The 21,417-nt window shown below is 72.2% G+C and carries 21 protein-coding genes and 1 pseudogene; 16 read left to right on the top strand and 6 right to left on the bottom strand.

Annotation, left to right across the window (positions count from 1 at the left end; translation table 11 throughout):
* Positions 1–84 precede the first annotated feature (84 nt).
* The 13 genes from ACZ418_RS30755 to ACZ418_RS30695 all read left to right on the top strand — a co-directional run bounded on the left by ACZ418_RS30755 (position 85) and on the right by ACZ418_RS30695 (position 12,620).
* Positions 85–372, top strand: coding sequence for an ArsR family transcriptional regulator (locus ACZ418_RS30755; RefSeq protein WP_468369408.1), 288 nt, complete (start codon positions 85–87; stop codon positions 370–372).
* 48 nt (positions 373–420) lie between these two features.
* Positions 421–1,389: an SMP-30/gluconolactonase/LRE family protein gene (locus tag ACZ418_RS30750; protein WP_468369405.1), complete on the top strand. Its 969-nt coding sequence runs from the start codon at positions 421–423 to the stop codon at positions 1,387–1,389.
* A gap of 67 nt (positions 1,390–1,456) precedes the next feature.
* Complete coding sequence (gene crcB, locus ACZ418_RS30745) at positions 1,457–1,918, top strand: fluoride efflux transporter CrcB (RefSeq protein WP_468369403.1); 462 nt, start codon at positions 1,457–1,459, stop codon at positions 1,916–1,918.
* A complete protein-coding gene (locus ACZ418_RS30740) occupies positions 1,915–2,295 on the top strand; it encodes a DUF190 domain-containing protein (RefSeq protein WP_468369400.1) in 381 nt (126 codons plus the stop codon). Before crcB (ACZ418_RS30745) ends, ACZ418_RS30740 begins: the two co-directional genes overlap by 4 nt.
* Complete coding sequence (crcB, locus tag ACZ418_RS30735; RefSeq protein ID WP_468369397.1) at positions 2,292–2,666, top strand: fluoride efflux transporter CrcB; 375 nt, start codon at positions 2,292–2,294, stop codon at positions 2,664–2,666. The genes ACZ418_RS30740 and crcB (ACZ418_RS30735) overlap by 4 nt, the downstream gene beginning before the upstream one ends.
* A 75-nt stretch (positions 2,667–2,741) precedes the next feature.
* Complete coding sequence (locus tag ACZ418_RS30730) at positions 2,742–3,578, top strand: undecaprenyl-diphosphate phosphatase (RefSeq protein WP_468369395.1); 837 nt, start codon at positions 2,742–2,744, stop codon at positions 3,576–3,578.
* A 172-nt stretch (positions 3,579–3,750) separates the two neighbouring features.
* Positions 3,751–4,431 carry a FadR/GntR family transcriptional regulator gene (locus ACZ418_RS30725; RefSeq protein WP_388629238.1) on the top strand — a complete coding sequence of 227 codons (681 nt, stop codon included), beginning with the start codon at positions 3,751–3,753 and terminating at the stop codon, positions 4,429–4,431.
* Entirely contained in the window at positions 4,428–5,867 is a 1,440-nt protein-coding gene (locus ACZ418_RS30720) for an amino acid permease (RefSeq protein ID WP_468369393.1), read from the top strand. Before ACZ418_RS30725 ends, ACZ418_RS30720 begins: the two co-directional genes overlap by 4 nt.
* 41 nt (positions 5,868–5,908) lie before the next feature.
* A complete protein-coding gene (locus tag ACZ418_RS30715; RefSeq protein ID WP_468369391.1) occupies positions 5,909–6,925 on the top strand; it encodes an asparaginase in 1,017 nt (338 codons plus the stop codon).
* 56 nt (positions 6,926–6,981) lie between these two features.
* Positions 6,982–8,394 carry an aspartate ammonia-lyase gene (aspA, locus tag ACZ418_RS30710; protein WP_468369389.1) on the top strand — a complete coding sequence of 471 codons (1,413 nt, stop codon included), beginning with the start codon at positions 6,982–6,984 and terminating at the stop codon, positions 8,392–8,394.
* A 64-nt stretch (positions 8,395–8,458) separates the two neighbouring features.
* A complete protein-coding gene (locus tag ACZ418_RS30705; protein WP_451008559.1) occupies positions 8,459–9,397 on the top strand; it encodes a glutaminase in 939 nt (312 codons plus the stop codon).
* Between the two features lie 416 nt (positions 9,398–9,813).
* Positions 9,814–11,217: a polyprenol phosphomannose-dependent alpha 1,6 mannosyltransferase MptB gene (gene mptB, locus ACZ418_RS30700; protein WP_468369387.1), complete on the top strand. Its 1,404-nt coding sequence runs from the start codon at positions 9,814–9,816 to the stop codon at positions 11,215–11,217.
* Complete coding sequence (locus ACZ418_RS30695) at positions 11,214–12,620, top strand: glycosyltransferase family 87 protein (RefSeq protein WP_468369384.1); 1,407 nt, start codon at positions 11,214–11,216, stop codon at positions 12,618–12,620. The genes mptB and ACZ418_RS30695 overlap by 4 nt, the downstream gene beginning before the upstream one ends.
* A gap of 62 nt (positions 12,621–12,682) precedes the next feature.
* Here the strand turns inward: ACZ418_RS30695 and ACZ418_RS30690 are convergent.
* A pseudogene (locus ACZ418_RS30690) lies at positions 12,683–13,375 on the bottom strand (D-alanyl-D-alanine carboxypeptidase family protein); the annotation flags it as partial.
* Between the two features lie 238 nt (positions 13,376–13,613).
* Positions 13,614–14,762: a transcription termination factor Rho gene (gene rho / locus ACZ418_RS30685; RefSeq protein WP_468369382.1), complete on the bottom strand. Its 1,149-nt coding sequence runs from the start codon at positions 14,760–14,762 to the stop codon at positions 13,614–13,616.
* 362 nt (positions 14,763–15,124) lie between these two features.
* On the opposite strand from rho, the gene ACZ418_RS30680 reads away from it, so the two are divergent.
* The gene (locus ACZ418_RS30680; protein WP_468369379.1) at positions 15,125–16,390 is read left to right on the top strand and encodes a cytochrome P450 family protein; all 1,266 of its coding nucleotides are present in this window, start codon (positions 15,125–15,127) and stop codon (positions 16,388–16,390) included.
* A 129-nt stretch (positions 16,391–16,519) separates the two neighbouring features.
* Here ACZ418_RS30680 and ACZ418_RS30675 read toward each other — a convergent pair whose 3' ends face one another.
* Complete coding sequence (locus ACZ418_RS30675; RefSeq protein WP_468369376.1) at positions 16,520–16,918, bottom strand: nuclear transport factor 2 family protein; 399 nt, start codon at positions 16,916–16,918, stop codon at positions 16,520–16,522.
* A 76-nt stretch (positions 16,919–16,994) separates the two neighbouring features.
* Here ACZ418_RS30675 and ACZ418_RS30670 point away from each other — a divergent pair, with 76 nt between their 5' ends.
* Both ACZ418_RS30670 and ACZ418_RS30665 read left to right on the top strand, forming a co-directional pair.
* Complete coding sequence (locus ACZ418_RS30670) at positions 16,995–17,558, top strand: PadR family transcriptional regulator (RefSeq protein WP_468369373.1); 564 nt, start codon at positions 16,995–16,997, stop codon at positions 17,556–17,558.
* A 4-nt stretch (positions 17,559–17,562) separates the two neighbouring features.
* Entirely contained in the window at positions 17,563–18,315 is a 753-nt protein-coding gene (locus tag ACZ418_RS30665; RefSeq protein WP_468369371.1) for a class I SAM-dependent methyltransferase, read from the top strand.
* Here the strand turns inward: ACZ418_RS30665 and ACZ418_RS30660 are convergent.
* From ACZ418_RS30660 to ACZ418_RS30650, 3 genes are all read right to left on the bottom strand, one after another.
* Positions 18,285–19,028, bottom strand: coding sequence for a GntR family transcriptional regulator (locus tag ACZ418_RS30660; protein WP_468369369.1), 744 nt, complete (start codon positions 19,026–19,028; stop codon positions 18,285–18,287). The two genes, ACZ418_RS30665 and ACZ418_RS30660, sit on opposite strands and share 31 nt — an antisense overlap.
* Before the next feature lie 130 nt (positions 19,029–19,158).
* The gene (locus ACZ418_RS30655; protein WP_468369367.1) at positions 19,159–20,325 is read right to left on the bottom strand and encodes a serine hydrolase domain-containing protein; all 1,167 of its coding nucleotides are present in this window, start codon (positions 20,323–20,325) and stop codon (positions 19,159–19,161) included.
* A gap of 118 nt (positions 20,326–20,443) precedes the next feature.
* Positions 20,444–21,412 (bottom strand): acetylxylan esterase, encoded by a 969-nt coding sequence (locus ACZ418_RS30650; protein ID WP_468369364.1) that lies wholly within the window; start codon positions 21,410–21,412, stop codon positions 20,444–20,446.
* Positions 21,413–21,417 lie beyond the last annotated feature (5 nt).

Below are 21,417 nucleotides of genomic sequence, written 5' to 3'. Positions count from 1 at the left end.
ACCGCCGAGTCCCTGACGTGCCGGAGTCGGCCGCGCGACAGTGGGAACACTGCGTACGGGGCGGTCGGGGACGGAGGCGGACGGATGATGGGAAACCCCTCGGGCCGGATGCGGCAGACGATTCTGGAATGGCTCAAGGACCCCGCGGCCCACTTTCCGGCGCACCGTCGCCGCGATCTCGCCGAGACGGGAGTCACCGCGCGCGCCGTGGCCGCCAAGCTGGGCGTGCCCCGCCGGACCGCCGTCGCCCACCTGGACTTTCTCGCCCGGCTCGGCCTGCTGCGCACCCGCCGCAGCTGCTGGGGCACCTGCTACCGGCGCGACGAGATCCGCATCGCGGAGGTGGCCCGGGTTTTCGAGAAGGGCTGGTGAGGGCACGACAACGTCGGAACGGGCCGACCGACCGCGAAGGGCACGCGCATGGACCGACCCACGGCACTCGTCCCGCTGCACCACGTCTCCCTGGGCGCCCGCGGCCCCGAGGACGTCGTCGTCGACGCGGACGGGCGCGTGCTGACCGGAGTGGAGGACGGCCGGATCCTGCGCGTCCATCACGCCGGCGACCCGCGCACGGCACGCGTGGAGGTGCTGGCGGACACCGGCGGCCGTCCACTCGGACTCGAACCCCTCCCGGACGGCGGCCTGTTGGTGTGCGACGCGGAACGCGGCCTGCTGCGCGTCGACCCTGGCGACGGCAGCGGCAGTACGGTCCACGTTCTCGCCGACTCGGCGGCGGGGGAGCGGCTGCGCTTCTGCAGCAACGTCGTCGCCCTGCCGGACGGCACCGTGTACTTCACCGTCTCCAGCCGCCGCTACCCACTGGACCAGTGGATCGGCGACATCGTCGAGCACACCGGAACCGGACGGCTGCTGCGCCTGCCGCCCGAGGGCGGTGAGCCCGAAGTCCTGCTGGACGGGCTCCAGTTCGCCAACGGTCTGGCGGCCGGTGCCCACGGCTCCTTCCTGGTGATCGCCGAGACCGGCGCCTGCCGCCTCACCCGCTACCACCTCACCGGTCCGCGCGCCGGCCACGCCGACCTCTTCGCCACGCTGCCCGGCATGCCGGACAACCTGTGGCGCGAGGGCCCCGACGGCCCGCTCTGGGTCGCGCTCGCCAGTCCCCGGGTTCCGCCGCTGGACCTTCTGCACCGCACGCCGCCCGCGGTGCGCGGCGCCGCCGCCCGGGCCGCCGTACGCGCGCCGTACCGGCCGAGCGGGACGATCGGGGTGATGGCCCTGGACGACACGGGACGGACCGTCCGGCACCTCACCCGCCGCCGCTCCGGCTTCCGCATGGTCACCAGCGTCTGCGCGAGCGGGGACCACCTCGTCCTCGGCAGCCTGTGGGAGCCCGGTGTCGCGGTCTGCGCACGGACCGCGGGCCGCTGACACGGCGGTACGCTGGTGCCCGGCCGTGATCACCCGTCGGGGCAGGCCGAACAGGAGACGCACCAGCATGACAGCCCCGGAAGCCCAGAGCCTCCGCGTCCGCCCCACCCCACGGCGGCGGTCCGAGTGGCGTGCCCAGATACCCGTCGTCGCGATGGTCGCCCTCGGCGGCGCCCTCGGCGCGTGCGCCCGCTATGGCCTCGCCCTCGCCTGGCCCACGCCGCCCGGCGGTTTCCCCTGGGCGACCTTCGTCACCAACGTCATCGGCTGCGCGGTGATCGGCGTCTTCATGGTGCTCATCACGGACGTGTGGGCCGCCCACCGCCTCGTACGCCCCTTCTTCGGCACCGGCGTGCTCGGCGGCTTCACCACCTTCTCCACCTACGCCGTCGACATCCGCAAGCTGGTCGACGCGGGCCGCCCGGGCCTCGGGCTCGGCTATCTCGCCGCGACGCTGTGCGCGGCCCTCGCCGCGGTGTGGCTCGCCTCCGTCGCCGCCCGCCGCGTGCTGATCGGGAGGAAGCGATGACGTCACTCACCGGCCGGGCCCTCAGGCTGACCGTCTACATCGGCGAGGACGACACCTGGCACCACAAGCCCCTCTACTCCGAGATCGTGCACCGCGCGCACGCGGCGGGACTCGCCGGGGCGAGCGTCTTCCGGGGCATCGAGGGCTTCGGCGCCTCCTCGCTCATCCACACCTCCCGCCTGCTCTCCCTGAGCGAGGACCTGCCCGTGGCGGTCGTCGTCGTGGACACCGAGGAGCGGGTACGGGCGTTCCTGCCGCAGCTCGACGAACTCGTCGACGAGGGGCTCGTGACCCTGGAGGAGTGCGAGGTCGTCCGGCACGTAGGGCGCACCGGTGGCCCCGAGGGCACGGATCCGAAGGGTAAGAAGTCGTTGTGAACTGGCTGCTCGTCATCGCGGGGGCCGTGGTCGGCGCACCGCTGCGCTATCTCACCGACCGTGCCGTGCAGTCCCGGCACGACTCGGTCTTCCCCTGGGGCACCTTCGTGGTGAACGTCACCGGCTCCCTGATCCTCGGGCTGCTCACGGGCGCCTTCACCGCCGGGGCGGCCGGGCCCCATCTGCAACTGTTGGTGGGCACCGGGTTCTGCGGAGCGCTGACGACGTACTCGACCTTCTCCTACGAGACCCTGCGGCTGTCCGAGGCCGGCTCCGGCCTCTACGCTGCCGCCAACGTCGTGGCGACCGTGGTGGCGGGCCTCGCCGCCGCCTTCGCCGGAGTCTCGATCGCCGCCGCCCTGTGGGCCTAGGCGCTTGCCAGAGCGCCGGGCGCAGCAAGTACTGTCTACAACAATGTCGACCAACTCTCGTCAGAACTGGATCCCATGAGCGCCATCTCCGTCGGTCAGGCCGTCGTCCTCGGAGTAGTCGAGGGGGTGACCGAGTTCCTCCCGGTGTCCTCCACCGGTCACCTCAAGATCACCGAGGGGCTCATGAACATCCCCGTCGACGACAAGTCCGTCGTCGGGTTCTCCGCCGTCATCCAGGTCGGCGCCATCGCCGCCGTGCTCGTGTACTTCTTCAAGGACATCAAGCGGATCGTCTCCGCCTGGTTCCGCGGTCTGACCAACCGCGAGGAGCGCTACCACCACGACTACAAGTTCGCCTGGTGGGTCATCTACGCCACTATCCCGATCGTGCTGGTGGGCCTGGCCGCCAAGCCGCTGATCGACGGGCCGCTGGGCTCCCTCTGGGTCGTCGCGGGCTCCCTGATCCTCGGTTCCGTCGTGATGTGGTGCGCTGACCAGATGGGCCGGCACAAGCGCGGTGAGGACGACACCTCGTTCAAGGACGCGATGTGGGTCGGCTGCTCGCAGATCCTCGCCCTGCTCTTCCCCGGCTTCTCCCGCTCCGGCGCCACCATGTCCACCGCGCTCATCCTGGACCTGGACCGTGTCGCCGCCACCCGGCTGTCGTTCTTCCTCGGCATTCCGGCCCTGACCGGCGCCGGCATCTACGAGCTCAAGGACGCCCTCGGCGCGGGCGTGGGCGCGGCGCCGCTCGCCGCCGGCACCATCGTCTCCTTCGTGGTCGCCTACGCGTCCATCGCCTGGCTGCTGAAGTTCGTCGCCAAGCACTCCTTCAACGCCTTCGTGATCTACCGGATCGTCATCGGCGTGGGCCTGCTCGGCCTGCTCGCCACGGGCGTGCTCAACGCCTGACCGAACCCTCCTGATCACCCACGGGGTGCGGATGCCTGCATTCAGGCGCCGCACCCCGTGAATGTTTTCTTACGTGACGCCTTGACAGTCCGGGCGCGCAACCCGCAGGATCGCTCCCGTGAACCTGTCAGACAGCCAGACAGGTGGTCTGGGTCCCCGGCGTGTGAGCGCCATGGAAGCGGTCCTCGCCCACCTCCGCGGCGCCATCGAACGCGGCGAGTACGCCATCGGCGACAAGCTCCCCTCCGAGGCCGAGCTGTGCCGCACCCTCGAGGTGTCCCGGCCCGTACTGCGCGAGGCGCTGCGCGCGCTGCAGACGATGGGCCTCACGGTCTCCCGGACCGGCAAGGGCACCTTCGTCGTCGCGAACGCCGTCGAGGACCCCACCTTCGGCGACTACGCGGCCAGCGACCTGCTCGAGGTGCGCCGGCACATCGAGATCCCGGTCGCGGGCTACGCGGCCGTGCGCCGCACCCCGGAGAACCTGGACCACCTGGCCCATCTGCTCGACCGCATGGAGCGGGAGACGGACACCACGGCCTGGGTTGCGATGGACACCCTCTTCCACCTCGCGATCGCCGAGGCCGCCCAGAACCCGGTCTTCCGCCGGGTCATCGAGGAGATCCGCGACGCACTGGCGCGTCAGTCGGCCTTCCTCAACGAGCTGGGCGGCCGCCGCGAGCAGTCCAACCGCGAGCACCGGGCCATCGTCGAGGCGCTGATCGACGGTTCCGAACACGACGCCGTTCAGGCCATGAGCCACCACCTGGACCGCGTCGAGACGACCCTCACCGACATCGTGCGTCCCCAGCGGACAGACGATCTCCCTACGGAAGGCGGACCCGAGGCGTGAGCGAGCAGCACCTCAAAGACGAGACGCGCCCCTCGTCCGGCCATGTCGACGCCGGAGACGCCGGCTACAGCAAAGGCCTGAAGCACCGGCACGTCAACATGATCGCCATCGGCGGAGCCATCGGCACCGGCCTCTTCCTCGGCGCGGGCGGCCGGCTAGCCGACGCCGGGCCCTCCCTGTTCATCGCCTACGCCGTCTGCGGCGTCTTCGCCTTCATGGTCGTACGCGCCCTCGGCGAACTCGTCCTGTACCGCCCGTCCTCCGGCGCCTTCGTGTCGTACGCACGGGAGTTCCTGGGCGAGAAGGGCGCCTACACCGCGGGCTGGATGTACTTCCTGAACTGGGCGACCACCGGCATCGCCGACATCACCGCGGTCGCCACCTACACCCACTACTGGGGCATGTTCTCCGACATCCCGCAGTGGGTGATCGCGCTCATAGCCCTGGCCGTCGTCCTCACCGTGAACCTGATCTCGGTGAAGATCTTCGGCGAACTGGAGTTCTGGTTCGCGATCGTCAAGGTCGGCGCGCTCGTGGTCTTCATGTGCATCGGCATCTTCCTGCTGGTCACCCAGCACCCGGTGGCCGGCCACCACCCCGGCCCGTCCCTGATCACCGACAACGGCGGCATCTTCCCCAACGGCCTGCTGCCGATGCTGCTGATCATCCAGGGTGTCGTCTTCGCCTACGCCTCCGTCGAGCTGGTCGGCGTGGCCGCCGGTGAGACCGAGAACCCCGAGAAGATCATGCCGAAGGCGATCAACTCGATCATGTGGCGCGTGGGCCTGTTCTACGTCGGCTCCGTCGTCCTGCTGTCCATGCTGATGCCCTGGAACGCGTACAGCGCCGGCCAGAGCCCCTTCGTGACCGTCCTGTCGCACATCGGCATCCCCGCGGCCGGCGACGTGATGAACCTGGTCGTCCTCACCGCCGCCATGTCCTCGCTGAACTCCGGCCTGTACTCCACCGGCCGCATCCTGCGCTCCATGGCCATGAGCGGCTCGGCCCCGAAGTTCACCGCGCGGATGAGCCGCAGTCAGGTCCCGTACGGCGGCATCCTGCTCACCAGCGGTATCTGTGTGCTCGGCGTGGGCCTCAACTACGTCGTCCCCGCCGACGCGTTCGAGATCGTCCTCAACTTCGCGGCGCTCGGCATCCTCGCCACCTGGGGCATGATCATGCTCTGCCACCTGCTCTTCTGGCAGAAGACCCAGAAGGGCGAGCTGACCCGGCCGTCGTACCGGCTGCCGGGCTCCCCCTGGACCGAGGCCGTGACGCTGGCGTTCCTCGCCTCCGTCCTGGTCCTCATGTACGCCGACGGCGGCGCCGGACGCACCACCGTGCTCTGTCTGCCGCTGATCGTCGCAACCCTGGTCGCGGGCTGGTACGGCATCCGCGGCCGGATATCCCGCACCTCCACCGGCGCCGACGCGTGACCCGCGACCCGGCCCGTCCCAACCCATCGATGCAGGCAGTGATGTACAGCAGTTCCCCCGCAGACGCACCCCTCGTCCGCGAACCCCTCCACGCCCCGGTCGCCCACCTCATCCGCGGTGGAGTCGTCGAGGGCATCCACCACGGCTCCGTCGTCGTCCTCGGCGCCGACGGCCGGCTGGAGTTCCAACTCGGCGACATCGAGGCCGCCTTCTACCCGCGCTCGGCCGTCAAGCCCCTCCAGGCCGTGGCCATGCTGCGGGCCGGGCTGCCGCTCGACGGCGAACTGCTGTCGCTGGCCGCCGCCAGCCACTCCGGCGAGGACCGTCACCTCGCCGGGACCCGGCGCATCCTCGAACTCGCCGGGCTCACCGAGGACGACCTGCGCAACGTCCCCGACATGCCGTTCGACCCGGTCGTCCGGGACTCCTGGGTGCGCGAGGGCCGCATGCCCTCCCGGCTCGCCCAGAACTGCTCCGGCAAGCACGCGGCCATGCTGTGGACGGCCAAGCTCAACGGCTGGTCCCTGGGTGACTACCTCGACCCGGAGCACCCGCTCCAGCAGGCGATCCGGGAGATCGTCGAGGACCTGACCGGCCAGCGGGTCGCCCGGGTCACCGTGGACGGCTGCGGCGCGCCGCTGTTCGCCATCTCCCTGCACGGCCTCGCCCGCGCCCTGTCCCGGATCACCTCGGCCGCCCCCGGCACGCCCGAGGCCCGGGTCGCCGACGCGATGCGCACGCACGCCGAGATGGCCTCCGGCTCGGGGCGCGATGTGGCCGCGCTGATGCGGGCCGTGCCGGGGCTGCTCGCGAAGGATGGTTTCGAGGGCGTTCAGGTTGCTGCGCTGCCTGATGGCCGAGCCATCGCCGTGAAGATCGCCGATGGGGCGAACCGGGCGCGGATTCCGGTTGCGGCCGCGGCGCTCGCTCGCGCGGGTGTGGATCCCGCGTTGCTGACCGAGTTCGCCGGAGAGCCGCTGCTCGGGGGTGGGGAGCCGGTGGGTTGTGTGCGTGCGGTGCGTGCGCTCGATCCGGTTCCGTTCACTGCCTGCGCGTAGCGCTCGGTGCCCGCGCCCCTCACACCCTCAACCCTCAGAAAGAGGACCGTACCCTCATGACCGCCGCCACCACGCGCAGTGAGCACGATCTGCTCGGCGACCGTGACGTACCCGCCGACGCGTACTGGGGTGTGCACACCCTGCGCGCGACGGAGAACTTCCCCATCACCGGCACCCCGATCTCCGCCTACCCGCATCTGATCGACGCCCTCGCCGCCGTCAAGGAGGCCGCCGCTCTCGCCAACGAGGAACTCGGCCTGCTGGCGCCGGAGAAGGCGCGCGCGATCGTGGCCGCCTGCCAGGAGATCCGGGCGGGCAAGCTGCACGACCAGTTCGTCGTCGACGTCATCCAGGGCGGCGCCGGCACGTCCACCAACATGAACGCCAACGAGGTCGTGGCCAACCGGGCGCTGGAGCTGCTCGGTCACGCCAAGGGCGAGTACGCGCATCTGCATCCCAACGAGGACGTCAACCTGGGTCAGTCAACCAATGACGTCTACCCGACCGCCGTCAAGATTGCGACGGTCTTCGCGGTCCGTGGACTGCTCAAGGCGATGTCCGTGCTGCAGGACTCGTTCGCCCGTAAGGCCGTCGAGTTCCGTGACGTGCTCAAGATGGGCCGTACACAGTTGCAGGACGCCGTGCCGATGACGCTCGGTCAGGAGTTCTCCGCGTTCGCCGTCATGATCGAGGAGGACCGCAGCCGCCTTGCCGAGGCCGTCGAGTTGATCCATGAGATCAACCTCGGTGCCACGGCGATCGGTACGGGCCTCAACGCCCCGGCCGGGTACGCCGAGGCCGCCCGCCGGCACCTGGCCGACATCACCGGGCTGCCGCTGGTCACCGCCGCCAACCTGGTCGAGGCCACCCAGGACTGCGGTGCCTTCGTGCAGATGTCCGGTGTGCTGAAGCGGATCGCGGTCAAGCTCTCCAAGAGCTGCAACGACCTTCGGCTGCTGTCCTCCGGTCCGCGCGCGGGCCTCGGTGAGATCAACCTGCCGCCGGTGCAGGCCGGTTCGTCCATCATGCCCGGCAAGGTCAATCCGGTGATCCCAGAGGTCGTCAACCAGGTCGCCTTCGAGGTGATCGGCAACGACGTCGCCATCACCATGGCGGCCGAGGCCGGACAGCTCCAGCTCAACGCCTTCGAGCCGATCATCCTGCACTCCCTGTCGGAGTCCGTCACGCACCTGCAGAGCGCCTGCCTCACCCTGGCCGAGCGCTGCGTGTCCGGCATCACCGCCAACACCGACCGGCTGCGGGCCACCGTGGAGAACTCCATCGGCCTGGTCACCGCCCTCAACCCGCACATCGGGTACACGGCGGCCACCGAGATCGCCAAGGAGGCACTCGTCACGGGCCGGGGCGTGGCCGAACTCGTCCTGGACAAGGGCCTCCTGCCAGCCGAGCGGCTCGCCGAGCTGCTGCGCCCCGAGGTCGTCGCCGGGAGCGGGGCACCTGCCGCCTGACCTGCGGTTACGGGCAGATATCAACCCGCACGCGAGTGGGCTCCAGGGCCGGTCCGGAGGCACAATGGTGATCATGACAACGACGTCGTCCCTCACCTTCCTGCCGGTCCTGGAGCGCATCGCCGAGGAGATCGAGCGCACACCCGGCCGCGGCCGGGCCGCCGACTACATCCCGGCCCTCGCCGCCTGTGATCCCCGCCGCTTCGGCATGGCCGTCGCCGAACTGGACGGCACGGTGTACGGGGTGGGGGACTGGCGCGAGCCGTTCTCCACGCAGTCCATCACCAAGGTCTTCACCCTGGCCCTGGACCTGGCCCGCGAGGGCGACGAACTCTGGGAGCACGTGGGCCGCGAGCCTTCCGGCAACCCCTTCAACTCCCTGGTCCAGCTGGAGTACGAGAACGGCATCCCGCGGAATCCTTTCATCAATGCGGGCGCCCTCGTCGTCACCGACCGCCTCCAGACCCGTACCGGAGACGCGGCCGGCGAGCTGCTGACCTTTCTGCGCACCGAGAGCGGCAACGCCACCCTGGACTTCGACAAGGAGGTCGCCGCCTCCGAGACCGCGCACGGAGACCGCAACGCCGCCCTCGCGCATTTCATGGCGTCCTACGGCAACATCGACAACGACGTGCCGACCCTGCTCGACCAGTACTTCCGGCAGTGCTCCATCACCGCCTCCTGCGCCGACCTCGCCCTCGCCACCGGCTTCCTCGCCCGGCACGGCATCCGCGCCGACGGCGGCCGGCTGCTCACCCGCAGCCAGGCCAAGCAGGTCAACGCGGTGATGCTGACCTGCGGGACGTACGACGCGGCCGGGGACTTCGCCTACCGGGTGGGGCTGCCCGGCAAGAGCGGCGTCGGCGGCGGGATCATCGCGGTGGTGCCGGGCCGGTGCACGCTGTGCGTGTGGAGCCCGGGCCTGGACGAGCGCGGCAACTCGGTGGCCGGGGTGGCGGCCCTCGACCGGTTCACCACACTGACCGGGCTCTCGGTGTTCTGATCCGTCGGGGAGCAGTTCGCGCATCTGGGCCGCGTGCTCGATCCGCACGAAGTGCTCCGCTGGAGGTGCCGCGACCTTCCGTCCGTCGCCCGCGGCACCGCCGTGGCTGGTCGCGCAGTTCCCCGCGCCCCTTTGGGGGCGCGACGAGCGAGCCGTAACGGACTGCGTCCGCCCCGCACGGCAGCATGTGCTGGAGCAGACCGGTCTGGCCCTGGAGTTCGGGGCGATGACCTGGCGCGTTCCGGCGCGGGCGGGCAGGAGGGCGCCGAGGAACAGGCCGATGGCACACAGAAGTGACCTTCCGTACGCCCGGAAGTCATCGTTTCTCACACGCCGGTCACATGCGGGTTGCCCGCAGGTGAGAGGAGCGTCGCCTTCCGGCCACCCGGAGTTGACACGCTGAAGCAGTGTTGGCCATGGCATTCCCCGTCGATCTCCGCAGCTGCCAGGTGCTCGGGCTGGCCGGCACCGCCTTTCTCGCGCTCGGCGGTGAGACGGCCGGTGCCCTGCCCGTGCAGGATCTCCTGGCTCCCGCCTCGGTGCAGGCGGCGCTCGGCCTGGTCGGGGTGTACTTCGGTGTCGTCCTGCTGATAGCGGCCTGGGTGCTCCTCGGCCGTCTGGTGCGCGGCCCCCAGCCGCCCACCCCGCGCGCCCTGCTGCTGGTGCTCGCCGTGTGGACGGCACCGCTGCTGCTGGCACCGCCGTTGTTCAGCCGGGACGTGTACAGCTACCTCGCGCAGGGCGCCATGGTCGACCACCACATGGACGTCTACGCCCAGGGCCCGGCCCAGCTCGGCGGCCCGCTCGCCGACGAGGTGGCCCCGATGTGGCAGCACACCGGCGCCCCCTACGGCCCCGCCTTCATGGTCCTGGCCTCCGCGCTCTCCGGCCTGACCCGCGGCCAGCTGCCGGCCGGCCTGCTCGGTATGCGCCTGGTCGCCCTGCTCGGCGTGGCCCTGATGGCGGTGGCGCTGCCCCGCCTCGCCCGGCACAGCGGCGCCGACCCGGCCGCCGCCCTCTGGCTCGGCGCCCTCAATCCGCTCGTCCTGCTGCACCTGGTGGCGGGCGCCCACAACGACGCCCTGATGCTCGGTCTGCTGGGGCTCGGCCTGGTCGCCGCGCGCGGGGAACGGCCGGCCGGCGGAGTCCTCGGGGCCGTCCTCGTCACCCTGGCCGCCCTGGTCAAGGCGCCGGCCGCGCTCGGCCTGCTGGCGGTCGTGGCCCTCCAGGTCCGCTCCGGCCGCCGCCCGGTGCCGGCCGTCCTGACCGCGGCGGCAGCCTCCGCCGTGACGACGGTCGCCGCCACGGCCGTCGCCGGCACCGGCTACGGCTGGATCGGCGCCCTGGCCACCCCCGTCTCCCCGCACAACTGGGCCCTGACCAGCCTGCTCGGCCGCGCCACCAGCGCCCTGCTGGAGCACCTCGGCAGCAGCCTGGCCCCGCTGGCCGTGCCGGCCTGGCATCTGCTCGGCCTCGCCGCCACCGCCGTCGCCGTGGCGCTGATATGGCTCCGGCTGCGCGTCAGACCGGTGTACGCCCTCGGGCTCAGCCTGCTCACGGTCGCCGTGTTCGGCCCGGCGATCCGCCCCTGGTACATGCTGTGGGGCCTGTTCCTCATCGCTGCCGCCGCGCCCAGCACCTCGGTACGGCACCGGGTCGCTGCCCTGGCCGGCGTCCTCGCCCTCGCCGTCCTGCCCAGCGGCGGCCCGGCCGACCTCGGGCAACTCGTGCTCGCCGTCTCCGGCGGGGTGCTCGGCGTGGTCGTCCTGTGGCAGGCCCACCAGGCGGCCCAGGCCCCGGCCCCGGGACGCATGGCGTGAGGGGGCCGCGTACGACCAGGGGCCGTCTGCTGCTGGTCCTCGTCCTCGGCGCCGCGGTCACCGTCTTCACGGCGACCGTGCCGCTGCTGCGCGACTTCTTCGACCTGCGCGTCTACTACGGCACCGTGCACACCTGGGCGCACCACGGCGGGCGGATCTACGACTATCGGGTGCCGGGCACCATGTACGGCTTCACCTACCCGCCGTTCGCCGCGGTCGCCATGCTGCCGCTGGCGCTGCTGGACCGTGACTCGGCGATCGCGGCGTCCCTGCTGGTCAACCTGGCCGCGCTGGCGGTGATCCTGCGGATCCTGGCCGGACCGGACTGGCGCCGGCACGGCTGGTACCGCTGGTCGCTGTGCCTGTGCCTGCTCGCGCTGTTCGAGCCGCTGCGGGACACCTTCAGCTTCGGCCAGGTCAATCTGGTGCTGCTGGCCCTCGTCCTGGGGGACTGCCTGCTCCTGGCGACCGGCCGGGAGCGCTGGGCCGGTGCCGGGATCGGCCTCGCCGCCGCCGTGAAGCTCACGCCCGCCCTGTTCATCGGCCTGCTGCTGCTCGCCGGGCGGCGCCGGGCGGCCGGAGTGGCGACGGCCGTCGCCCTCGCGGCGACCGCGCTGGCCGCCTGGGCCGACCCGCGCGCGTCCCGTTACTACTGGACCGAGGCGCTGTGGGACACCAGCCGGGTGGGCCGGCTCGACTATGTGTCGAACCAGTCGCTCCAGGGAGTGCTGGCCCGCCTCGGCGAGCCGGGCCGCCCGCTGTGGGCGACGGCGGTCCTGCTGACCCTGTGCGTCTGGGCGTGGCGGGCCCGTCAGGCGGTGCGGGCCGGTGACTGGACGGCCGCCTTCGCACTCACCGGGGCGGCGGCCTGCCTGGTCAGCCCCATCACCTGGGTGCACCACCTGGTGTGGCTGCTGCCGTCGTTCGCCGTGCTGCTCCGCGCCGGGCACCCGCGGATCGCGGGCGCCCTGTACGCGGTGCTGTGCACGAGCGTGGTGTGGCTGTGGTTCGACGACGCCTCCGGCATCGGCGGCTTCCTCGGCAGCAACACCTACACCTGGATCTCGCTGGGGCTGCTGCTCGGCCTGCCGACGGGTCAGCCGCGCGGGGGGCGCTTGCCCCTGGCCCGCAGCGCCACCACCACGGCGGCTCGCAGCGTCACCACCGCGGCGCCGGCGACGAGACCCGCAAGCCCCGCGACGACGGCGGGGCCCGGCCAGCCCGAGCGGTCGTCCGGTGCCTGCGACGTGGCCGCGGCCACCGGTTTGCCCTTCGACACCGTCCGCGAGGTGACGCGCAGCCCGTCCAGTGAGCCGACCGGGTCCACCCGGCCGGCCGCCGCGAAGCCCCAGTCGAGCAGCTCGCGCGCCTCCTGGTACACCGCCAACCCGCCGCCCTGCTGAGGGTGCATCACGGTCACCACCAGCGTGCGGGCGCCATGGCGGGCCGCGGCCACCAGGGTGTTGCCCGCCTTGGTGGTGTAGCCGTTCTTGATGCCGATGAGCCCGGGATACTTCGCCACGCCGCTCTGGCCGGTCAGCAGCCGGTTGGTGTTCCTGATGCCGTACGACGCGCCGTCACCGGGGAAGTCCGCCTCGGCGGTGGAGCAGTACCGGGCGAAGTCGGGATTGCGCAGGCCCTCCCGGCCGAAGACCGCCAGGTCGTAGGCGGAGGACACCTGGCCGTCGGCGTCGTAGCCGTCGGGGGAGACGACATGGGTGTCCATGGCGCCGAGCGAGCGTGCCTTGGTCTGCATCTCGGCGGCGGTGGCCTCCCAGCCGCCGTTCAGCGAGGCGAGCACGTGCACGGCGTCGTTGCCGGAGTTGAGGAAGACTCCGCGCCACAGGTCGGACACCCGGTAGGTGAGTCCCTCCCGGACGCCGACCAGGCTGCTGCCCGGGCCGATGTCCGCCAGATCCGTGTTGCGCACGGTGTGCCGCATCCCGGCGGGCAGGGCGGGCAGCACGGTGACGGCGAACAGGGTCTTCAGGGTGCTCGCGGGCGGCAGCTTGCGGTGCGCGTCGCTCGCGGCCAGCACCGCCCCGCTGCCGGCGTCGGCCACCACCCAGGACAGCGCCGACACGTGCGGCAGCTCGGGCGCGTCCTGGTGCGGACGGACCAGGACGCCGGAGCGGTAGAGCTGGTTCGGCCCGGGCATCGCTGCCTGGGGCCCGGGCGGAGCGGGTTCCCCGGTACGGGGCCCGGCGGAGGCGGTGGCCGGGGTGAGTGCCAGCACGCCCGCCACGCACAGGGAACAGGCCGACACGGCCACCCGATGAGAAAGTCCGGTGATCATGTGATCAACGTACGAACAGGCTCGCCGTCCCTCGCGCTGGAAGGGCCGTTCGGCCCACGCGAGCAACCCGTAAGCCGCACCCGGCCGCCTGCGGACGGGCTCAGCCGGTGGGCAGGGTGGGACGGATCTGCCGCAGGAACGCGGCGTTGTCGGGGGTGGAGCGCAGCCGCTCCAGCAGGGTCTCCAGACCGGACGGACCGCCCTCGCGGGAGCGCAGGACGCGGCGCAGGCCGTGGACGGCCGTCAACTCGGCCGGAGTGAGGAGGAGTTCCTCGCGGCGGGTGCCGGTGGCGTCGAGGTCCATGGCGGGGAAGAGACGCCGGGCGGCGGCTTCCCGGTCCAGGCGCAGCTCCATGTTGCCCGTGCTCTTCAGCTCCTCGAAGTAGTAGCCGTCGGCGCGGGAGCCGGTGTCCACCAAAACGGTGGCGAGGATGGTCAGCGAGCCGCCCTCCTCGGCCTGCCGGGCGGCGCCGAAGAACCGCTTGGGGCCGACCAGCGCGCCCGCGTCGACACCGCCGCTCAGGGTGCGGCCACCGGCGGCGGAGGCGTTGTTGTGCGCCCGGCACAGCCGGGTCAGCGAGTCCAGCAGGATCACGACGTCCTCGCCGGCCTCCACCAGGCGCTTGGCCCGCTCGACGACGAGCTCGGCGAGGGTGATGTGCTCCTTGGGCGTCCGGTCGAAGGTGGAGGCGTACACCTCGCCGCGCACCGAGCGGTGCATCTCGGTCACCTCCTCGGGGCGCTCGTCCAGCAGCAGGACGATCAGCCGGCACTCGGGGTGGTTGCCGGCCACGGCGGCCGCGAGCTGCTGGAGCAGCACCGTCTTGCCGCTCTTCGGCGGGGCCACGATCAGCCCGCGCTGGCCCTTGCCGACCGGTGCGAAGAGATCGGTGACACGCCCGGCCGGTCCGGACGCGGGGTGTTCGAGGCGGATGCGCTCGTGCGGGTGGAGCGGGGTGAGATCGCGGAAGTGACGCCGGCCGCGCAGGTCCGCCGGGTCGTGTCCGTCGACGCGGGTGATCTCGGTCAGCACGCGCCGGTCACCCCGGACGCCTTCGACGAGGTCGCCCTTGCGCAGCCCGTGGCGCCGGATCAGGGCCGGGGAGAGCTGCGGGTCGGCGGGGGAGGACAGGAGGCTCGGGCCCCTCAGGTGCCCCTTCCCCTGCGCGTCGATGTCGAGTACGCCGGTGACGAGCCGGGGGGCCGGGGCCTGCTGGACCACGGGAGGGTGTTCGAGTGTGGTGGTCATGGTGGGAGGTCCTTTCACGGACGGAAGAAGTGGGAGCTGGGAAGGGGGGAGAGGCCGCGAGCGGGAGGCCTTGACAGCTGCCTCCGGGCGGCGGGAACGACACCTCGGGTACGGCGGAAACGCCCTGGTCACGAGGTGGTGCAGAGAAGAAGCCCGGGCCGGTCTCAAGCCTCGGCCGAGGGGCTGGTGGAGAGGACAGCGGCACCGGTGTCCGTACGGCGGGACACGCACATGCGCTGATCGCACTATACCCGTGCGCTCGGTTCGGTCAACATGATGCAGTCCGCGTCTATTCCCGCCCGAGCCACTGCTCTTCCGCCGAGCCACCCTGCTCTTCCGCCCAACCGTCAGGAGAAGAACCCGTGGAGACCCCTCCCACCCGGCCCGCGCACCGACTCGACCCCGCAGGCGGCTGCCCGCACACCGTCAACGCGCGGCTGCTGGCCGGCGGTGCCGTGGTCCCGGTGGAACTGCCGGGCGGGATCGAGGGGATGGCCGTACTCGGGCACGAGGCGCTGAAGGAGTTGCTGCAGCATCCCGAAGTCGCCAAGAACGCACGTCACTTCACGGATCTGCGGGAGGGCCGGATCCCCGCGGGCTGGCCGCTGCTCACGTTCGCCACCGTGCAGGGCATGACCACCGCCGACGGGGAGGACCACCGGCGGCTGCGGTCCCTGGTCGGGCACGCCTTCACGCCCCGCCGTGTGGAGCAACTGCGGCCCCGGATCGAGCAGTTGACCGCCTCCCTGCTGGACGACCTGGCCCGCGCCGCAGAGGCGGCAGGCGGCGTTGCCGACCTGCGGCGGCACTTCGCCCTGCCCCTGCCCATGGGGGTCATCTGCGAACTCCTCGGCGTAGAAGCCGGGTTCCGCGACCGGCTGCACCACCTCAGCAGCCAGGTCGTGGCCACCGACATCGAGCCGGCCGAGGCCATCGCCGCCAACCGCGAACTCGTCGCGGTCCTCGGCGAGATCGCGGCAGCGAAGGCCGCGGCGCCCGCCGACGACCTCACCAGTGCGCTCATCGCCGCCCGCGACGAGGGCGGCGACCGGCTCGGCGACCAGGAGCTGATCGGCACGCTCCTGCTGATGATCGTCGCCGGGCACGAGACCACGCTGAACCTGATCACCAACGCCGTACGCGCCCTGTGCGCCCACCGCGACCAGCTCGACCTGGTGCGCGCGGGCCGGGCGAGCTGGGCCGACGTGGTCGAGGAGACCCTGCGCTGGGACGCGCCGGTCAGCTACTTCCCGTTCCGGTACCCGGTGCGCGACCTGACCGTCGACGGCACGCTCATGCCCGCCGGCACCCCCGTGCTCGCCGGTTACTCCGCCGCCGGCCGCGACCCCGCCGCGCACGGCCCCGACGCCGACCGCTTCGACGTCACCCGTCCCGCCCGGCCCGGCGCCGTGCGCCATCTCTCGCTCGGGCACGGCGCACACTACTGCCTCGGCGCGCCGCTCGCCCGGCTGGAGGCCGGCATCGCGCTGGAGCGGCTCTTCACCCGCTTCCCCGCCCTCGAAATCGCCGCAGCCGAAGCCGACTTGGCCCCGCACGCCGGTTTCGTCGGCAACAGCGTGCGCACCCTGCCGGTCCGGCTCACACCCGGCGCATCCCCCGGAGCCTGAGCCGCATGGTCATGGAACCGCACGACGGCGTGGACTGGGCGTAGAGGTTGCCCGGCGACGAGGCCTACCTGGTCAGCCAGGACACCCCCGCGCCGACGACCCGGGTCCGGTCAGCAGGCGGAGGGACGCTCACGCCGACCGCGCCTCCGCTTCCTTCACGATCTCGTCGAACCGCGCGCCCATGGCCTCGGCGAGGGCGTGCGCCCCGGACAGCGGACGGACCATGACCATGAGCTCGTCGATCAGGCCGTTCTCGTTCACATGGAGGAAGTCGCAGCCGGTCAGCTCGCGGTCGCCCACCCGCGCGGTGAAGACCAGCGCGTGGTCGGGGGAGGCCGGGTCACCGATCTCCCGGACGTACCGGAAGTCCTCGAAGACCTGGGAGACGGCGCGCAGGATCGCCGCGGTGATCGCCTTGCCCGGATACGGCTTGAAGACCACCGGGCTGGTGAAGACGACGTCCTCGGCCAGCAGTGCCTCCACCGCATCGATGTCGCCGGCCTCGACCGCGGCGCGGAACGCATGCATCGGATCACCTCGCAGAGTTAGTCAATTAATTGAATAGATGCGGATGAGATTAATCAACGACTGCTAGCCTGTCCATATGTCGCTCAAGTACGCCGTCCTGGCCGCCCTGCTGGAGGGCGAGGCCTCGGGCTACGAGCTGTCGAAGTCGTTCGACGTCTCGCTCGCGAACTTCTGGCCCGCCACCCCGCAGCAGCTCTACCGGGAGCTGGAGCGCCTCGCGCAGGACGGGCTCGTCCAGGCGCGGACGGTGCAGCAGGAGCGGCGGCCGAACAAGCGGATGTTCACGCTCACCGAGGCCGGCCGGGCGGAGCTGGACGCCTTCGCCGCCGAGCCCCCCAAGCGGCCCACCGCCATCCGCGACGAACTCCTCATCAAGATCCAGGCGCTGGACGGCGCCGACCCCGAGGTCACCCGCGCACTGATCGAGGAGCGCATGAGCTGGGCGCGCGGAAAGCTCGACCGCTACCGGCGGGTGCAGCGCCGCCTCCTCGACGGCCGGACCGAGGACGAGTACCTCCGCAGCGCCGACCGCGTCGGCCCCTACCTCACCCTCATGGCCGGGATCGGCTTCGAGGAGGAGAACCTGCGCTGGTGCGAGCGGGTTCTCGCGGTCCTGGCGCAGCGGGTGGCCCTAGGCTGAGGAGATGTTCGGTCCCGAAGGCCCCAGCCTGAGTGAACTCGCCGTGCAGGCGCTGTCGTCCGTCGAGCACGGCTACGACCTGCTCGCCCCGAAGTTCGACCACACGCCCTTCCGGACGCCCGACGACGTCCTGGAGTCCGTGGCGAAGGCGCTCACCCCGCTCGGCCCGTTCGAGGACGGACTCGACCTGTGCTGCGGCACGGGCGCGGGCGCCGAGGTACTCGCCGGGCTGTGCCGGCGGAGTATCACCGGGGTCGACTTCAGCGCGGGCATGCTCGATGTCGCCCGGCGCCGGGTGCGGCCCGCCGGCGGGGCCGAGGTCGCCTGGGTGCGCGGCGACGCCCGGGCCCTGCCGTTCGCGGCCGCCTTCGACCTCGTGGTCTCCTTCGGGGCCTTCGGTCACTTCCTGCCGCGCGAACTGCCGGGACTGTTCACCCAGGTCCACTCCGTCCTGCGGCCGGGCGGCCGGTTCGCCTTCCCGGTGCTCGCCCCGCCCCGTCCGGCCCAGGCCGGCTACTGGATGCTGCTCGGCTTCGACGCGGTGATGCGGGTGCGCAACGCGCTGTGGCGGCCGCCGTTCGTCATGTACTACCGGGCCTTCCGGCTCGGTGGTGTGCTCGGTGAGTTGGGCCGCGCCGGGTTCGCCGTCGAGCTGTACGCCCTGCCCGAGTTCGGGCGGCGCGGCGACGGCAGCCCACGGGCCCGGCTGGTGGTGGCCCGGCGGGCTCAGCCGGCCGCGGGCAGCGTGAACTCGTAGACCAGCGCGTCCCGTTCGGCGTCCACCACCAGGTCCGTGATCTCCAGCGGCCGGGCGTACTGGTCGTGCACCCGCCGGGTCACCCGCACCGACGCGGCGCCGTCGACCTGGGTGATGGAATCGCGGTGGTGCAGGGACAGGCCGGCCTTGCGCATCCAGTCGTAGGCCCGGCGCAGCTGCGCGGGGGTGGTGCCGTCGGCCCGGCCCCGGTAGCGGGCCAGCTCCGCGACCTCGGTCAGCGCCACCGCCGAGAACGACGTCACCGCCGTGCGCAGCGCCCGCCCGTCCGGCGTGGCCGACCGGTAGCGGTGCACCAGCGTCGGCCGCTGCGGCGCCAGGCCCAGCTCCCGCGCGTGGTCCGGCGGTGGCGCCTCCCAGGTCACCGTGGCCCGGTCGACCGCGGACGGGTCCGTCGAGCGGGCGCCCAGCGGGAAGGCCGGAGTCCCCGGCGCCGCGACCGGCCGGGCGGGCAGCGTGGCATGGCTGCCCCGCCGGTCGGTGGCGACGGCACCACTGCGCCGCAGCAGCTCCAGCGCCTGCCGGACGGTCTCCCGGCTGACCTGGAAATAGGCGGCCAGGTGCCGTTCGCCCGGCAGTCGTTCGCCCGGCGGAATGGTGCCGGCGCGCAGTTCGTCGAGGAGCAGCGCCGCGATCCGCCCGTACAGGGGCCGGTCGTCGCGCTGCGCGGGTTCGTGCGGGGTGGTGCGGGCCATGCCGCGCCCTCCTGTGGTGACAAGACGTAGTCGTGCGGGCTCGTTGCGCGACCACACTTAGCACTGGTCTAAACCACAAGGGAAGAGTGGCCCGGCGGTTCGGCCGAAACCCGCCCGCGCGATCACGCCGTCACAGGGCGCTGTACAGGGCGTCGATCAGCGCCATCTTCCGCGGGTCGTCGGCGATGCGCGGTCCCATCCGGTTCATCACGTACCCCAGTGACACGCCTGCCTCCGGGTCGGCGAGCCCGCACGAGCCGCCGAACCCGTCATGACCGAAAGCCCGCGGATTCGGGCCGTACGACCCGTTCCGCCCGCTCAGCCACAGACCGAGCCCGACCTCGGTCTCGCCCTCGAAGCCCGCGCCCAGCACCAGATCGCGGCAGCTTCCCTGGCCCTCGCGCACCCGCTCCGCCGCCTCCGGCGACAGGATGCGCCGCCCGCCGTGCGAGCCGCGCCCGGCGAAGACGCCGTACAGCGCCGCGACGGCGCGTGCGGTGCCGTGTCCGTTCGCCGCGGGGATCTCCGCCGCCCGCCACTCGGGTGTGTTCGCCTCCGCCGCGCCGACCACCGGATTCGCCAGCGCCGCCAGCGCGGCGGGCGTCAACTGGCTGAAGATCGCTGCCTGTTCACTGTGGGAGGCGGCCGGCGGATGCACCAGCTCGGCCGCCCGGCCCGCCTCCTTCGCCGACAGCCCGACCGTGAAGTCGATGCCGAGCGGCCCGGTCACCTCGCGCTCCAGGAAGGCCCCCGGCCGCAGCCCCGAGATCCGCCGGACGACCTCGCCGACCAGGAAGCCGTACGTGAGCGCGTGATAGCCGGAGCGGGTGCCCGGCTCCCACCACGGCTCGGTCGCCGCCAGCCGGGCGGTCGTCAGCCCCCAGTCGTACAGGTCCGCCACGGAGTGCGGCTCGCGCAGTCCGGACAGCCCGGCGCGGTGCGACAGCAGATGCCGGACGAGCACCTTCTCCTTGCCCGCCGCCGCGAATTCCGGCCAGTACACGGCCACGGGTGCGTCGAGGTCGAGCAGCCCCCGGTCGGCCAGCAGGTGTGCGCACAGCGCCACCGGGCCCTTGGTGGTCGACCATACGTTGACCAGCGTGTCCCGCTCCCACGGGCGGGTACCGGCCGCGTCCGCCCAGCCGCCCCACAGGTCCACCACCGTGGTGCCGTCGACGGTCACCGCAACCGCGGCACCCAGTTCGCCCCGCTCCCGGAAGTTGTCCTCGAACGCCTCCCGCACCGCCGCGAAGCGCGCGTCGCAGTGGCCGTGGACCTGTGTCTCGTGCGCGGACATGGGACCTCCGTCGTCGCCGGAAACCCGGGCCGCGACGCTGCGACCCGGGCCCCTCGAACGTACCGACTGGTCGGACTGGAGGGAAGTCTCCGGCAGACCCTCCCGCCCGTCCGCCGCCTCAGGCGTACGACCGCAGCCAGCGCAGCTTCTCCACCTCGTGGAAGGGGCCGCCGCCCTCGTGGTCGTTGAAGTCGTAGACCTCGATCGCCTTGTCCTCGTGCGCCCAGGCGTTGAACGCGGCGAACACGGTCGACGGCGGGCAGGTCTGGTCCTCCAGCGCCGCCGAGAACAGCGCCGGGGCCTGGCCACGGGCCGCGAAGTGCACCCCGTCGAAGTAGGACAGCGTGCGCAGCACCTCCGCCGAGCGGCCCCGGTGCGTCTTGAGGAACAGGCCGATCTCACGGTAGGGGTGCCGGTCCGTCAGCGTGGTGGCGCGCGGGAAGTCGCACAGGAACGGCACGTCCGGCGCCACCGCGACCAGGTCGGGGACCAGGCCGCCGACGGCCAGCGTGATGCCGCCGCCCTGGCTGGCGCCGAGCGCCACGGTACGGGCCGCGTCGGTCAGCGGATGCGAGCGGGCCGCCTCGACCGCGCGTACGGCGTCCGTGTACACCCGGCGGTAGTAGTAGTTCTCGGGCGCGTCGATGCCCCGCGTCATGAACCCGGGGTACGCCGGGCCCGTGCCGACCGGGTCCGCGGTGCCGCCCCCGGCGCCCCACGCGCTGCCCTGGCCGCGGGTGTCCATCACGAAGTGCGCCCGGCCCGACGAGGCCCACAGCAGGCTCTCGTGCGGCAGCCCGCGCCCGCCGCCGTAGCCGACGAACTCCACGACCAGCGGCAGCGGTTCGGTCGCACCGGCCGGCAGCCGGAGCCAGCCCCTGACCGGGTGACCGCCGAACCCGGCGAACGTCACGTCGTACACCTGGACCGTCGACAGCCCGGTGTCCACCGGCTCGAAGCGGGCGTCCAGCTCGTGCTCGCGTGCCTCCTCCAGGGTCTTGTCCCAGAAGGCGTCGAAGTCCTCGGGCTCGGTGGACTCGCTGCGGTGCTCGCGGAGTTCGTCCAGGGGCAGGTCGAACAGGGCCATCTACA

The organism is Streptomyces sp. NPDC030820, from assembly GCF_055572075.1.
Note: the sequence above shows the minus strand (reverse complement) of the source record. Positions and strands in the feature narration are given on the sequence as shown.